Source organism: Streptomyces sp. NPDC096040, from assembly GCF_040303265.1.
GTDB lineage: Bacteria > Actinomycetota > Actinomycetes > Streptomycetales > Streptomycetaceae > Streptomyces.
This window is the reverse complement of the sequence record NZ_JBEOTA010000004.1, coordinates 152,476-166,472: the sequence shown is the minus strand read 5'-3', so window position 1 is coordinate 166,472 and position 13,997 is coordinate 152,476. Positions and strand designations below refer to the sequence as shown.

Annotated in this window: 13 protein-coding genes and 2 pseudogenes; 9 read left to right on the top strand and 6 right to left on the bottom strand. The window is 69.6% G+C overall.

The annotated features are described in order from the left end of the window. Positions 1 to 119: 119 nt before the first annotated feature. A pseudogene (locus tag ABTY98_RS06285) lies at positions 120 to 575 on the top strand (Uma2 family endonuclease). Positions 576 to 641: 66 nt separating this feature from the next. On the opposite strand, the gene ychF reads toward ABTY98_RS06285, so the two are convergent. After that, positions 642 to 1,730 carry a redox-regulated ATPase YchF gene (ychF, locus tag ABTY98_RS06280; RefSeq protein ID WP_352219703.1) on the bottom strand — a complete coding sequence of 363 codons (1,089 nt, stop codon included), beginning with the start codon at positions 1,728 to 1,730 and terminating at the stop codon, positions 642 to 644. A gap of 325 nt (positions 1,731 to 2,055) precedes the next feature. Here ychF and ABTY98_RS06275 point away from each other — a divergent pair, with 325 nt between their 5' ends. After that, entirely contained in the window at positions 2,056 to 2,460 is a 405-nt protein-coding gene (locus tag ABTY98_RS06275) for a DUF6542 domain-containing protein (protein ID WP_502994161.1), read from the top strand. Between the two features lie 36 nt (positions 2,461 to 2,496). Here the strand turns inward: ABTY98_RS06275 and ppgK are convergent, their stop codons facing one another. Both ppgK and ABTY98_RS06265 read right to left on the bottom strand, forming a co-directional pair. Continuing rightward, positions 2,497 to 3,246 (bottom strand): polyphosphate--glucose phosphotransferase, encoded by a 750-nt coding sequence (gene ppgK / locus ABTY98_RS06270; RefSeq protein ID WP_352219701.1) that lies wholly within the window; start codon positions 3,244 to 3,246, stop codon positions 2,497 to 2,499. 76 nt (positions 3,247 to 3,322) lie between these two features. Next, positions 3,323 to 4,336 (bottom strand): 4-hydroxy-3-methylbut-2-enyl diphosphate reductase, encoded by a 1,014-nt coding sequence (locus ABTY98_RS06265; protein WP_352219700.1) that lies wholly within the window; start codon positions 4,334 to 4,336, stop codon positions 3,323 to 3,325. A gap of 105 nt (positions 4,337 to 4,441) precedes the next feature. Between ABTY98_RS06265 and ABTY98_RS06260 the strand changes: the two are divergent. The 4 genes and pseudogenes from ABTY98_RS06260 to ABTY98_RS06245 all read left to right on the top strand — a co-directional run. Continuing rightward, positions 4,442 to 4,980: pseudogene (locus ABTY98_RS06260) on the top strand (APC family permease); the annotation flags it as partial. A gap of 73 nt (positions 4,981 to 5,053) precedes the next feature. Beyond that, positions 5,054 to 6,262 (top strand): exodeoxyribonuclease VII large subunit, encoded by a 1,209-nt coding sequence (gene xseA, locus ABTY98_RS06255; RefSeq protein ID WP_352219699.1) that lies wholly within the window; start codon positions 5,054 to 5,056, stop codon positions 6,260 to 6,262. Positions 6,263 to 6,313: 51 nt separating this feature from the next. Next, on the top strand, positions 6,314 to 6,538 hold the full coding sequence (locus ABTY98_RS06250; protein ID WP_352219698.1) for an exodeoxyribonuclease VII small subunit: 225 nt from the start codon (positions 6,314 to 6,316) through the stop codon (positions 6,536 to 6,538). Between the two features lie 136 nt (positions 6,539 to 6,674). Beyond that, positions 6,675 to 7,265 (top strand): malonic semialdehyde reductase, encoded by a 591-nt coding sequence (locus tag ABTY98_RS06245; protein WP_352219697.1) that lies wholly within the window; start codon positions 6,675 to 6,677, stop codon positions 7,263 to 7,265. Positions 7,266 to 7,388: 123 nt separating this feature from the next. On the opposite strand, the gene ABTY98_RS06240 is transcribed toward ABTY98_RS06245, so the two are convergent. Continuing rightward, the gene (locus ABTY98_RS06240) at positions 7,389 to 7,913 is read right to left on the bottom strand and encodes a DUF4245 domain-containing protein (protein WP_352219696.1); all 525 of its coding nucleotides are present in this window, start codon (positions 7,911 to 7,913) and stop codon (positions 7,389 to 7,391) included. Between the two features lie 125 nt (positions 7,914 to 8,038). Here ABTY98_RS06240 and glpX point away from each other — a divergent pair, with 125 nt between their 5' ends. Further along, on the top strand, positions 8,039 to 9,076 hold the full coding sequence (glpX, locus tag ABTY98_RS06235; RefSeq protein ID WP_352219695.1) for a class II fructose-bisphosphatase: 1,038 nt from the start codon (positions 8,039 to 8,041) through the stop codon (positions 9,074 to 9,076). Between the two features lie 99 nt (positions 9,077 to 9,175). Here glpX and ABTY98_RS06230 read toward each other — a convergent pair whose 3' ends face one another. Together ABTY98_RS06230 and ABTY98_RS06225 are read right to left on the bottom strand one after the other, a co-directional pair. Then, positions 9,176 to 9,559, bottom strand: coding sequence for a WhiB family transcriptional regulator (locus ABTY98_RS06230; RefSeq protein ID WP_089099070.1), 384 nt, complete (start codon positions 9,557 to 9,559; stop codon positions 9,176 to 9,178). A 153-nt stretch (positions 9,560 to 9,712) separates the two neighbouring features. Then, positions 9,713 to 10,399 (bottom strand): DUF1707 SHOCT-like domain-containing protein, encoded by a 687-nt coding sequence (locus ABTY98_RS06225; protein ID WP_352219694.1) that lies wholly within the window; start codon positions 10,397 to 10,399, stop codon positions 9,713 to 9,715. Between the two features lie 167 nt (positions 10,400 to 10,566). Between ABTY98_RS06225 and ABTY98_RS06220 the strand changes: the two genes are divergently transcribed. Continuing rightward, positions 10,567 to 12,240 carry a fumarate hydratase gene (locus tag ABTY98_RS06220; RefSeq protein ID WP_352219693.1) on the top strand — a complete coding sequence of 558 codons (1,674 nt, stop codon included), beginning with the start codon at positions 10,567 to 10,569 and terminating at the stop codon, positions 12,238 to 12,240. Positions 12,241 to 12,563: 323 nt separating this feature from the next. Next, positions 12,564 to 13,949 carry a class II fumarate hydratase gene (locus ABTY98_RS06215; protein WP_352219692.1) on the top strand — a complete coding sequence of 462 codons (1,386 nt, stop codon included), beginning with the start codon at positions 12,564 to 12,566 and terminating at the stop codon, positions 13,947 to 13,949. Positions 13,950 to 13,997: the final 48 nt, after the last annotated feature.

The following is a 13,997-nucleotide window of genomic DNA, read 5'->3' as shown; positions in this document are numbered from 1 at the left end:
CTCATGATCAGCACCGCCGGGCGGTCCGGGCCTTAGGACGACAGGATGGCGGTCGTCCCGTTGGCGATCTCGTTGACGATCTCGTGGCCCAGGCCTCGTCGGGTCGCTACGGTTGAGCGATGGCCGCACTGCCCGACTGGATGCGCCCGCCGCGCGCGGAAGGCTGGTTCGCGGAGGACCTGGACCGCCTCCCCGAGGCGCCTCGCCACACCGAGCTGATCGAAGGCGCCCTCGTCTTCATGATGTCGCCGCAGAGGTGGTGACACGGCCACCTCGTCACCATGCTCACCGTCGCGCTCATGGAGCAGGCGCCCGGCGATGTCAGGGTCGGCCGTGAAATGACCATAAAGCTCGACGCGCGAAACCGGCCTGAACCGGATCTGCTGTTGACCACGGCCGATTACGACGGAGACCGCACCTGGTTCGCACCCGACGCCGTCGTCCACGTCTACGAACTCGACGAACCGACTGGCGCCTACGCACCGGCCGGCATCTTCCGGAGCGCCCTGAAGCGCCCGGTGCCTTTCGAGATCAGCCTGGATCTCGACAAGCTCACCCCGCCCCGGGGCGACTGAAGCCGGCACCCAGTCGGCACGGGAAGCCAAAAGGGGTCGGGCTGATCGGAGCACGACCCCTGCTGTTCAGACGTTGAACCGGAACTCCACCACATCCCCGTCCTGCATCACATAGTCCTTGCCCTCCATCCGCGCCTTTCCCTTCGCGCGGGCCTCGGCCACCGAGCCGGCTTCGACCAGGTCGGCGAAGGAGATGACCTCGGCCTTGATGAAGCCCTTCTGGAAGTCGGTGTGGATCACGCCGGCCGCCTCGGGGGCCGTCGCGCCCTTCTTGATCGTCCAGGCACGGGATTCCTTGGGGCCGGCCGTGAGGTAGGTCTGGAGGCCGAGGGTGTTGAAGCCGACTCGGGCCAGGGTCGCCAGGCCGGGCTCTTCGGCGCCCACCGACTCCAGCAGCTCCAGGGCGTCCTCCTCGTCGAGTTCCGCGAGGTCCGCCTCCAGCTTGGCGTTGAGGAAGATCGCCTCGGCCGGGGCGACCAGGGTTCGCTGCTCGGCCTTGAAGGTGTCGTCGGTCAGCTCGTCCTCGTCGACGTTGAAGACGTAGAGGAAGGGCTTGGTGGTCAGCAGGTGCAGGTCGTGGAGGAGCTCGGCGCGCTCGCTGCCCTGGAGGACGCCCTGGGAGAACAGGGTGTCGCCCTTCTCCAGGATCTCCTTGGCCTCCTCGACGGCCTTGACCTTGGGTGCCACGTCCTTCTTGATGCGCGACTCCTTCTGGAGGCGCGGAAGGACCTTCTCGATCGTCTGGAGGTCGGCGAGGATCAGCTCGGTGTTGATCGTCTCGATGTCGTCCTTCGGCGAGACCTTGCCGTCGACGTGTACGACGTTCTCGTCCTTGAAGGCGCGGATGACCTGGCAGATCGCGTCGGACTCACGGATGTTCGCGAGGAACTTGTTGCCCAGACCCTCACCCTCGGAGGCGCCGCGCACGATACCCGCGATGTCGACGAAGTCGACCGTGGCCGGGAGGATCCGCTGCGAGGAGAAGATCTCGGCCAGCTTGACCAGACGGGCGTCGGGGACGCCGACCACACCCACGTTGGGCTCGATCGTGGCGAACGGGTAGTTGGCCGCCAGCACGTCGTTCTTGGTCAGGGCGTTGAACAGGGTCGACTTGCCGACATTGGGCAGGCCGACGATTCCGATCGTGAGCGACACGTTGCGACTTCCCGTAGTGAGTGGGTGAGTGGGCCGGAGGCTGCCGGTGCCGGCGGGCCGGCCGATCCACCAGTTTACGGGGTTCGGGGCCCCGGGCCGGCGGTCGCGTCGAACACCTGGACAAGCTCCGCTCTTCGGCTTGGTTTCGGCGTGTCCGGGCCGCCATTCGGCACATAAACCGACCTAGGTTGGTCCGGTGGAGCATCACAGGGCCCGCCCCCGACAGCACGGACAGCGCCGTGGCGCCCCCCGCGCGCCGCTGCCACCGCAGGCCATACGGCGGCCGGCGAAGGCCGCGCGCCGGCCGGCCCCGGGAAGGCCCCGCATGGCGGCGGCGGCCGAGCCTCCGCGGCCGCCGGGCCCACGGCTCACCGGACTCGGTGGGGGCCTGTTCTGCGGGGCCGTGATGTTCCTGCTCGGCTTCCTGGACGACCTGCTGTTCGGGGCGTCCCTGACGGTGTACGGCCTGCTGTTCCTGCCGGTGTGCGCGCTGACCGCGCTGTGGGTGCGCGGGAGCGATCTGCTGACCGCCCCCGTCGTCGTCCCGATCGCCTTCGCCGCCGGCCTGCTGACCGTCGCCGACGGCGGCGGGGGGCTGCTGGGCAGCGTGATGGGCCTGGTGACGGCCCTGTCCACGCAGGCCGGCTGGCTCTATGGCGGGACACTGATCGCCGGGGTGATCGTCATCGCCCGCCGGATCCGGCTGATCCGGCGCCGGCGCAGAGGCTGACCCCGGCCGGCGCAGCGCCCCCCGGCTGCTGGCGAACTACTTGGCGTGGTGTGCCGCGCGCATCGCCGCGCCCACGATCCCCGCGTTGTTCTGCAGCTGGGCCGGCACGATATCGGCCTTGATGCCCTCGATGAGGGGCAGGAACTTGTCGGCCTTGCGGCTCACCCCGCCGCCGATGATGAACAGCTCCGGGGTGAACAGCATCTCGACGTGGGCGAGGTACTTGGTGACGCGGTGCGCCCAGTGCTCCCAGCTGAGCTCGTGGTCCTCCTTGGCCTTGCTGGAGGCCTTCTTCTCGGCGTCGTGGCCGTCCAGCTCCAGGTGGCCCAGCTCGGTGTTGGGGACCAGCTCGCCGTCGATGAACAGGGCGCTGCCGATGCCGGTGCCGAAGGTGAGCAGGATGACCACGCCCTTGCGGTCCCGGCCTGCGCCGAACTGCATTTCGGCCACACCCGCCGCGTCCGCGTCGTTGACCACGGTCACCGGCAGGCCGCCGAGCCGGTCGCTGAACAGTGTGCGCGCGTCGGTGTCGATCCAGCTCTTGTCGACGTTGGCCGCCGTACGGATATGAGTGCCGTCGGTGATCACTCCGGGGAAGGTGAGCCCGACCGGGCCGCTCCACCCGAAGTGGTCGACGACCTCCTTGACCCCGTCGGCGACGCTGTCGGGCGTCGCCGGATGCGGGGTGAGCACCTTGCAGCGCTCCTGGGCCAGGTCGCCCTTGTCCAGGTCCACAGGAGCACCCTTGATCCCGGAACCACCGATGTCCACACCGAAGATCTGCATGGGCCCCACGTTACGTCGTACGACTGACAGTCACGACGCCGGACGTCCCGCGATCACACCGTCGTACGGGCGCCGCTCACGCCTCGGTGCCGCTGCCGCCGCGCTCGGCGACCAGGGCGGCCGCCTCTGCGCGCAGGTCACGGCGGAGTTCCTTGGGCAGCGAGAAGGTGATGGACTCCTCGGCCGCCTTGACGATCTCCACGTCGCCGTAGCCGCGCTCGGAGAGCCACTCCAGGACCTCCTCGACCAGCACCTCCGGGACGGATGCGCCCGAGGTGACGCCGACCGTGGTCACGCCGTCCAGCCAGGCCTCGTCGATCTCGGCGGCGAAGTCGACCAGGTAGGCCTCGCGGGCGCCGGCCAGCTTGGCGACCTCCACGAGCCGCTTGGAGTTGGAGGAGTTGCGGGAGCCGACCACGATGACCAGTTCGGCCTCGGCGCCCATCTGCTTCACCGCGAGCTGTCGGTTCTGGGTGGCGTAGCAGATGTCGTCGCTCGGCGGGGAGATCAGCTGCGGGAACTTCTCCTTCAGCGCGTCGACCGTCTCCATGGTCTCGTCGACGGAGAGCGTGGTCTGGGAGAGCCAGACGACCTTGGACTCGTCGCGGACCTCGACCTTGGCCACGTCCGCCGGGCCGTCGACGAGCTGGATGTGGTCGGGGGCCTCGCCGGAGGTGCCGATGACCTCCTCGTGGCCCTCGTGGCCGATCAGGAGGATGTCGTAGTCCTCGCCCGCGAAGCGGACGGCTTCCTTGTGGACCTTGGTGACGAGCGGGCAGGTCGCGTCGATGGAGGCGAGGCGGCCGCGCTCGGCCTCCTCGTGGACGACGGGGGCGACGCCGTGCGCGGAGAACATCACGATGTTCCCCGGCGGGACCTCCTCGGTCCGCTCGACGAAGATCGCGCCCTTGTTCTCCAGGGTCTGCACGACGTACTTGTTGTGGACGATCTCGTGCCGGACATAGATCGGGGCCCCGTACTGTTCCAGGGCCTTCTCGACGGCGATCACGGCGCGGTCCACACCCGCGCAGTAGCCACGGGGGGCGGCGAGCAGGACACGGCGGCCAGGCGAAGCAGTCATGGCACCCATCGTAAGGCCGCGTTCGGGGGGCCAAAGATCGCGTCCCGGTGACGATCCCGGGGAGACTGACGGGAGACCGGAGCAGTGTGGGACACACGGCCGCGGGAGGCACAGATGTCCGAGACCGGTACGGCGCCGGCGCCGCAGCCCGAGGCGACCGAACGGCACCGGTTGCGGCGCAGTCTCGGCTTCCGGGACCTGGTGGTCTACGGGCTGCTGTTCATCGCCCCGATGGCGCCGGTCGGCGTCTTCGGCACGCTGGACGCCAGGTCGCACGGGGCGGTGGCCCTCGTCTACGTCGTCGCCACGGTCGCGATGGCGTTCACCGCGTTCAGCTACGCGCAGATGGTGCGGGTCGTCCCACTGGCGGGGTCGGTCTTCGCCTACGCGCGCGTGGCGCTCGGGAAGGAGGCGGGGTTCGTCGCCGGGTGGATGGCGGTGCTGGACTATCTGCTGATCCCGGCCGTGGCCTATCTCTTCTCGGGTATCGCGATGAACGCGCTGGTGCCGGAGTCTCGCGGTGGGTGTGGACGGCGCTCGCGGTGGTGCCGGGGGCGGGGGCGGCGATCACTGTCGCGGTGATCGTGGAGGCGTCGGGGGCGGCGCAGGTGGTGGGGGCGGTGTGGTTGGCGGTGGGGGTGTCGGTGCTGGTCGCGCAGCAGGGACGGGTGGGGCGGCGGGCTACGGGGTGAAGGCCCTGTCAGTCGGCGCCGTTACTCTCGGCGCATGGCTTTGAACACGTCTGTCGAAGCGCCTGTGCCTGTCGGTGAGGTTTCCCGGTTGATCGGTGGGTGGATCGATCGGCTCGGTGCTGTGTGGGTCGAGGGGCAGATCACCCAGCTCTCCCGGCGGCCGGGGGCGGGTGTGGTGTTTCTGACGCTGCGGGATCCGTCGTACGACATCTCGATCGGCGTCACCTGCTACCGGCAGGTGTTCGACGCCGTCGCCGATGTGGTCGGTGAGGGCGCCCGGGTCGTCGTCCACGCGAAGCCGGAGTGGTACGCGCCGCGTGGGCAGCTGTCGTTGCGGGCGGCCGAGATAAGGCCTGTCGGCGTCGGGGAGCTGCTGGCGAGGCTGGAGGCGCTCAAGAAGGCGCTGGCCGCCGAGGGGCTGTTCGCCGCCGAGCGGAAGAAGCCGCTGCCGTTTCTGCCGCAGTTGATCGGGCTGGTGTGCGGGCGGGCCTCGGCCGCCGAGCGGGATGTCCTGGAGAACGCCCGGCATCGGTGGCCGGCGGTGCGGTTCGAGGTGCGGAACGTGCCGGTGCAGGGCGTGCACGCCGTGCCGCAGGTCGTGCAGGCCGTGAAGGAGCTTGACGCGATCCAGGACGTCGACGTGATCATCGTGGCTCGCGGTGGCGGCAGTGTTGAGGATCTGCTGCCGTTCTCCGACGAGCAGTTGGTGCGGGCCGTCGCCGAGTGCCGTACGCCCGTCGTGTCCGCCATCGGGCACGAGCCCGACAACCCGCTCCTCGACCACGTCGCCGACCTGCGTGCCTCCACCCCCACCGACGCCGCCAAGAAGGTCGTCCCGGACGTCGGCGAGGAGCTGGAACGGGTGCGGATGCTCCGCGACCGGGCGCGGCGGTGTGTCGAGGGGCTGGTGGCGCGGGAGGAGCGGGGGCTTGCGCATGCGCTGGCGCGGCCCGTCATGGAGGATCCGCACCGGATGGTCGACGAGCGGGCCGATCATGTCGCCGCGCTGGTGGACCGGTCGCGGCGCACCCTCGGGCATCTGCTCGACCGCGCCGACTCCGAGCTGACGCACACGCACGCGCGCGTGGTGGCCCTCTCGCCCGCCGCCACGCTGAAGCGCGGTTACGCCGTGCTGCAGAAGGCCGACGGCCATGTGGTGCGCGGCAGCGAGGAGGTCGAGCCGGGCGAGGCGCTGCGGGCGCGGGTCGCCGAGGGGGAGTTCACGGTGCGGGTGGACGGCTGAGGTGCCGCACGGGTCACATGGGGCGTACGAGTCGTTGTGGAAGGTGGACGCATGACCAGCAGGACGGAAGAGACGCTCTCCTACGAGCAGGCGCGCGACGAGTTGATCGAGGTGGTACGGCGGCTGGAGGCCGGCGGCACCAGCCTTGAGGAGTCCCTCGCGCTCTGGGAGCGCGGCGAGGAGCTGGCCAGGGTGTGCCGGCGGTGGCTGGAGGGGGCGCGGGCCCGGCTGGACGCGGCGCTGGCCGAGGAGGGAGAGGGGGAAGAGGAGGAGTAGAAGGGACGTTGGATGTGATGCGGATCACTACAGTCCCCTTTTGATTGAATATTGAACCTTCCCTCGCGTATCGTCGTGCCGTCAGCCTATCCGGACCACGGTCCGGATAGGGACACGATTCTGAGGAAGTTCAACCATGTCTCTCGTTCTTGACCCCTCCGCCCAGGACCTGCTGTTCCGCGAGGCCCGCACCGCCAACACCTTCACCGACGAGCCGGTGTCCGACGAGCAGGTCCAGGCCGTCTACGACCTGGTCAAGTACGGCCCGACCTCCATGAACCAGTCGCCGCTGCGCATCGTCCTGGTCCGCTCCCCCGAGGCCCGCGAGCGCCTGGTGCAGCACCTGGCCGAGGGCAACCAGAAGAAGACCGCCACCGCCCCGCTGGTCGCGATCCTCGCCGCGGACAACGAGTTCCACGAGGAGCTGCCGGAGCTCTTCCCGCACTTCCCGCAGGCCAAGGACGCAGTCTTCGGCGAGCGCGCGGTCCGCGAGACCAACGCCGCCCTGAACGCCACCCTCCAGGCCGCGTACTTCATCATCGGCGTCCGCGCCGCCGGTCTCGCCGCCGGCCCGATGACCGGCCTCGACTTCGCGGGCGTCCAGAAGGAGTTCCTGGACGACGACCACACCCCGCTGATGGTCGTCAACATCGGCAAGCCGGGCCCGGACGCCTGGTTCCCGCGCTCGCCGCGTCTGGCGTACGACGACGTCGTCACGACCGTCTGAGCCACCCCGCACCCGCGAGAGGCCCCCGGCAACGGCGCCGGGGGCCTCTCGCGTCATGACAGGCGGCTCAGGACAGGCGGGTCAGGACAGGCGGCTCAGGACAGGCGGCTCAGGACAGGCGGCTCAGGACATCTTCAGCGCCGCGGCCATCTTGCCCAGCTGGGTGAAGGAGGCCGTGCCGGCCACCACAGTCGTGGAGCCGGGGGTGTTCTGCAGCACCAGCGCGTCGTAGCGGCCGCCGGTGTAGTGCGTCCAGGTCCGGTCGCCGATCTTCTCGGTCGTCTTCGTGGCCGTCGCGCCCTGACTCGCGTCGGTGATGAAGTCCGCGGGCTTCTGAGTCGACTGCTCGATCTGGACGTACTGACCGTCGGGGGTCTGGTAGCCGAGGTGCCAGCGGTCGCCGTCCTGGCCCTGGAAGCGGACCGAGGTGGCCTTCCAGTCGCCGGGCAGGCCCTCCGGGGCGGCCACCGGATAGGTCGCCGCGCGCCGAGCCGTCAGCAGCTCGACCCGGTAGTCGACCCGCTGGATGTCGGGAGCGTGATCGTCGTGCGGGACGAGCAGATAGATGAAGCCCGCCGCGAGGCCGATCAGGGCCAGGGAGAGAATCATGTCCCGGACCGTCTTCTGCTTGCCGTTCGTGCCTGCCACGCCCCTATCGTCGCAGGTGCCCGTTGCGCTCATCCGTGGGGTCCCCTGCTCATTTTGTCAGCCTGACGATAGAGTCGAGGCGAAACCCTCATCCGGCCGTCGTCGTATCAGAAAGGTGCGCACCGATGACCGAGAATCATCATCACCTGCCGTCCGAACTCGATGTCCCCTCCGAAGCCCCCGACCGCAACCTCGCCATGGAACTCGTCCGGGTGACCGAAGCCGCCGCGATGGCCGCCGGGCGCTGGGTCGGCCGCGGCGACAAGATCGGCGCCGACGGCGCCGCGGTGCGCGCGATGCGAACCCTCGTCTCCACCGTGTCGATGAACGGCGTGGTCGTCATCGGCGAGGGCGAGAAGGACGAGGCCCCGATGCTCTTCAACGGGGAGCGCGTCGGTGACGGCACCGGCCCCGAAGTCGACATCGCCGTCGACCCGATCGACGGGACCACGCTGACCGCGAAGGGCATGCCCAACGCGATCGCCGTGCTGGCCGCGGCCGAGCGCGGTGCCATGTTCGACCCGTCCGCCGTGTTCTACATGGACAAACTGGTCACGGGCCCGGACGCGGCGGACTTCGTCGACATCAACGCCCCCGTGGCCGTCAACATCCGCCGGGTCGCCAAGGCGAAGCGGTCCGCACCGGAGGACGTGACCGTCGTCATCCTCGACCGGCCGCGGCACGAAGGGATCATCAAGGAGATCCGGGAGGCCGGCGCCCGCATCAAGCTGATCTCCGACGGTGACGTCGCCGGCTCGATCTACGCGCTGCGCGAGGGCACGGGCGTCGACATGCTGCTCGGGATCGGCGGTACGCCCGAGGGCATCATCTCCGCGTGCGCCGTGAAGTGCCTGGGCGGGACCATCCAGGGCAAGCTGTGGCCCAAGGACGACGAGGAGCGGCAGCGGGCCGTCGACGCCGGGCACGATCTGGACCGGGTCCTGACGACCGAGGACCTGGTCACCGGGGAGAATGTGTTCTTCGTCGCCACCGGGATCACCGACGGGGAGCTGCTGCGCGGGGTGCGGTACCGGTCGGAGACCGCGCTGACCGAGTCCATCGTGATGCGGTCGAAGTCGGGGACGGTGCGACGGATCGACTCCGAGCACCGGCTGCGCAAGCTGAGGGCGTACAGCGCGGTCGACTTCGACCGGGCGAAGTGACGCCGAGGCAGAGGGGACCGCGGGCCCGCCCCTGAAAGAAGGGCGCTGGTCCCTTCGGACGTTCGAAAGGCGCCCTCTGTGCGGAGAGGGCGCCTTTGTTCAGCCCGCCTGCGCTATGCGGTTCGCCGCCGCCGCTCGTGCCGCCTTCTTCAGTTCCATGTCGCGGCGCCTGCGCCTCGCCAGGACCACTCGGCGTTCCGCTGCCGTGAGGCCGCCCCAGACGCCGTACGGCTCGGGCTGGAGCAGCGCGTGTTCGCGGCACTCGACCATCACCGGACAACGGGCGCAGACCCGCTTGGCCGCCTCCTCCCGGGACAGCCGGGCGGCGGTGGGTTCCTTGGAGGGTGCGAAGAACAGGCCTGCCTCGTCGCGCCGGCACACCGCCTCGGTGTGCCAGGGTGCGTCTTGGTCCCTGTCCCGCACTGGCACCCGCTGGGCCGGTACGGCAGCTACCTGCAGGGACGAATGCGGCGGTTGCAGCACGGTCTACTCCTGACGACGGCTTCGCGAGCGAGAGACGATGCAGCAAGGCCTACCCGCTGTGCGCGGGCCTATGCACAGCGTTCTCAACAGCCGTGGCGCCGGCGGCTTGTTCACGACCCCGGGGGCCGCTCGCCGAGGAGTGATTCGCGTCCGTCAACGGTCCAGGTGTTTGCGCAGCTTCCTGTCGACCTTGTCCTGAACCCGGCCCAGGATGTCCTCGACGGACTTCCCGCGCTTCGGCCGCGCCTCCACATTGCCGAGTACGGCCCACCCGTCGACGTAGACGACCGGCGCGTCGGAGTCGACCGAGTCCAGCGTGTCCGCCTCGAAGTTGCCCAGCACACCGCCACCGGTGCCGCGCAGCGACACGTTCTCCGGGACTCGGATCTGGACGTCGCCGAAGATCGAGAACGCCCTGATGACGACCTGCTGGTACTCGAAGATCGCCTCGGTGAGGTCGAGTTCGATGGAGCCGAAGACCGCGTACACGTGCAGCCGGCGGCCCGCCCGCCAGCGGCCCCGGCGGCGGGCGCTGCTGAGGACGGCCACGACGTTGCCGTCCGGCTCGGCGGGGATCGCGCCGGGCGCCGGCCGGGGCGGTACCGGCGTGTAGGCCGGGGCGGCCGGGCGGGCGTGGGCCGCCGGCAGGTCCCGTATGAAGACCTCCAGCTCGCCCACCGTCTTGGCGCTCAGCACCCCTTCCACGCGCTCGGCGTGCTCGTCGGCGGTCAGGCGCCCCTCGGCGAGGGCCTCCCGCAGGATGTCGGCGATGCGGTCACGGTCGGCGTCCGAGGCACGCAGCTCGGCGACCGGCGTCTCGGTCTGCTTCTGAAGGTCCACGGCAGCAGAGTACCGAAACGCGATAGATCGCGACTAGGGGTGTGGACAACCCTGGCGTGTCGAACTGAGCCTTACCTCACAGGCTCCGTGTCAGAGCCAGGTTCTAGGCTGGTGAGGCCCGCCAGCGTCGGCGGGCGGCCGTCCGTCAGAGTGAGGAATGGGCTGAGATGCCTGAGTTCGCGTACACCGATCTGCTCCCCCAGGGCGAGGACACCACCCCGTACCGGCTGGTGACCTCCGAGGGCGTGTCCACCGTCGAGGGACCGGACGGGCGGACGTTCCTCAAGGTGGAGCCGGAGGCGCTGCGCAAGCTGGCCGAAGAGGCCATCCATGACATCCAGCACTACCTGCGCCCGGCCCACCTCGCCCAGCTGCGCCGGATCATCGACGACCCGGAGGCGTCGGGCAACGACAAGTTCGTCGCGCTCGACCTGCTGAAGAACGCGAACATCGCGGCGGCCGGTGTGCTGCCCATGTGCCAGGACACCGGCACGGCGATCGTCATGGGCAAGCGCGGGCAGAACGTGCTGACCGAGGGCGGCGACGAGGCCGCCCTGAGCCGCGGCATCTACGACGCCTATCTGAACCTCAACCTGCGGTACTCGCAGATGGCTCCGCTCACCATGTGGGAGGAGAAGAACACCGGGTCCAACCTGCCCGCCCAGGTCGAGCTGTACGCGACCGACGGCGGCGCCTACAAGTTCCTCTTCATGGCGAAGGGCGGCGGCTCGGCCAACAAGTCGTTCCTCTACCAGGAGACGAAGGCCGTCCTCAACGAGGCCTCCATGATGAAGTTCCTGGAGGAGAAGATCCGTTCGCTCGGTACGGCCGCCTGCCCGCCGTACCACCTGGCGATCGTCGTCGGCGGTACCAGCGCCGAGTACGCGCTGAAGACCGCGAAGTACGCCTCCGCGCACTACCTGGACGAGATCCCGGCGGAGGGCTCGGAGCTCGGCCACGGCTTCCGGGACAAGGACCTGGAGCAGAAGGTCTTCGAGCTGACGCAGAAGATCGGGATCGGCGCGCAGTTCGGCGGCAAGTACTTCTGCCACGACGTGCGCGTGGTCCGGCTGCCCCGGCATGGTGCCTCCTGCCCGGTCGCCATCGCCGTCTCCTGCTCGGCCGACCGCCAGGCCGTCGCGAAGATCACCGCCGAGGGCGTCTTCCTGGAGCAGCTGGAGACCGACCCGGCGCGCTTCCTGCCGGAGACGACCGACGAGCACCTGGACTCCGACGGTGACGTCGTACGCATCGATCTCAACCAGCCGATGGACGACATCCTCGCCGAGCTCACCAAGTACCCGGTCAGGACGCGGCTCTCGCTCACCGGTCCGCTGGTCGTCGCACGCGACATCGCGCACGCCAAGATCAAGGAGCGGCTCGACGCGGGCGAGGAGATGCCGCAGTACCTGAAGGACCACCCGGTGTACTACGCCGGTCCGGCCAAGACCCCCGAGGGCTACGCCTCCGGTTCCTTCGGTCCCACGACGGCCGGCCGCATGGACTCCTACGTGGAGCAGTTCCAGGCCGCCGGCGGCTCCAAGGTGATGCTCGCCAAGGGCAACCGCAGCAAGCAGGTCACCGACGCCTGCGACAGCCACGGCGGTTTCTACCTCGGCTCCATCGGCGGCCCGGCCGCGCGGCTCGCCCAGGACTGCATCAAGAAGGTCGAGGTGGTCGAGTACGAGGAGCTCGGCATGGAGGCCGTCTGGAAGATCGAGGTCGAGGACTTCCCGGCGTTCATCGTCGTCGACGACAAGGGCAACGACTTCTTCAGCTCGCAGGAACCCGCTCAGCCGACGTTCACCAGCATCCCGGTCCGGGGCCCTGGCCTGGCCTGAGTGCCCCCGCGCCCTCCCAGACCCCTCGGCGCCCGTCGGGGGGTCTTGTGCCGTCGGCCGATGTCGGGGCAGGGAACGGGTTCGCTGCCCCGAGTGCGCGGGCGGGAAGGCTGGTCCCTCGGTTCTCGGAGGGCGGGATGAGAGTTGAGCGGGACAGGTGGGATCGCCTTCGACGCCCTTGTCCACACGCTCCTCCCTTCCTGTCACCCGTCCTCGACGTGACCCCGCGCCGTACTGCTGCATCCGCGTGGTGAGAGCTGGGTCACACACCCGGGCGGAGCAAGCGGCGGAACATCCCCGGCGCGCCGACCGCTGTACCCGGCATGAGCGACTACCGCATCGAACACGACTCCATGGGCGAGGTCCGGGTCCCCGCCCACGCCAAGTGGCGGGCCCAGACACAGCGGGCCGTCGAGAACTTCCCGGTCTCCGGGCAGCGGCTCGAGCGCGCGCACATCGAGGCGCTGGCCCGGATCAAGGGCGCGGCGGCCAAGGTGAACGCCGAGCTGGGGGTGATCGACAAGGACATGGCCCAGGCGATCCAGGAGGCGGCCGAAGAGGTCGCCGAGGGGAAGTGGGACGAGCAGTTCCCGGTGGACGTGTTCCAGACGGGTTCGGGGACCTCGTCGAACATGAACACCAACGAGGTCATCGCGACGCTGGCGACCGAGCGGCTCGGCCGGGATGTGCATCCGAACGACCACGTCAACGCCTCGCAGTCGTCGAACGACGTGTTTCCGTCGTCCATCCACATCGCCGCCACCGCCGCCGTCACCCGGGACCTGATCCCGGCGCTCGAGCACCTCGCCGCGTCCCTGGAGCGCAAGTCCGAGGAGTTCGCCGACGTCGTGAAGTCCGGGCGGACCCACCTGATGGACGCCACGCCGGTGACCCTGGGGCAGGAGTTCGGCGGGTACGCGGCCCAGATGCGGTACGGCGTCGAGCGGCTGCGGGCCTCGCTGCCCCGGCTCGCCGAACTGCCGCTCGGGGGGACGGCGGTGGGCACCGGGATCAACACGCCGCCCGGGTTCTCCGCCGCGGTGATCGAGGAGGTCGCGCGGGTCACCGGGCTGCCGTTCACCGAGGCGCGCAACCACTTCGAGGCGCAGGGCGCGCGGGACGGGATCGTGGAGACCAGCGGGCAGCTGCGGACCGTCGCGGTCGGCCTGACGAAGATCTCCAACGATCTGCGGTGGATGGCCTCGGGACCGCGGACCGGGCTCGCCGAGATCACTCTGCCGGACCTGCAGCCGGGGTCCTCGATCATGCCGGGGAAGGTCAACCCGGTGATCCCGGAGGCCGTCCTGATGGTGTCCGCGCAGGTCATCGGGAACGACCAGACCATCACCGTGGCCGGTGCGGCGGGGAACTTCGAGCTGAACGTGATGCTCCCGGTCATCGGCAAGAACGTGCTCGAATCCGTCCGGCTGCTCGCCAACGTCTCGCGGCTGCTCGCCGACCGGACCGTGGACGGGATCGCCGCGAACCGGGAGCGGGCCCGGGAGTACGCCGAGTCGTCGCCCTCCGTGGTCACGCCGCTCAACAAGTACATCGGGTACGAGGAGGCCGCCAAGGTGGCCAAGAAGGCGCTGGCGGAACGTAAGACGATCCGTCAGGTCGTCCTGGAGAGCGGGTACGTCGAGAGGGGCGATCTGACCGTCGAGCAGCTGGACGAGGCCCTGGATGTCCTGCGGATGACACGGCCGTAACCGCGTGCGAACGTTTCGCGCCGCCCGGCTGGAACCGTGACGTCCGCC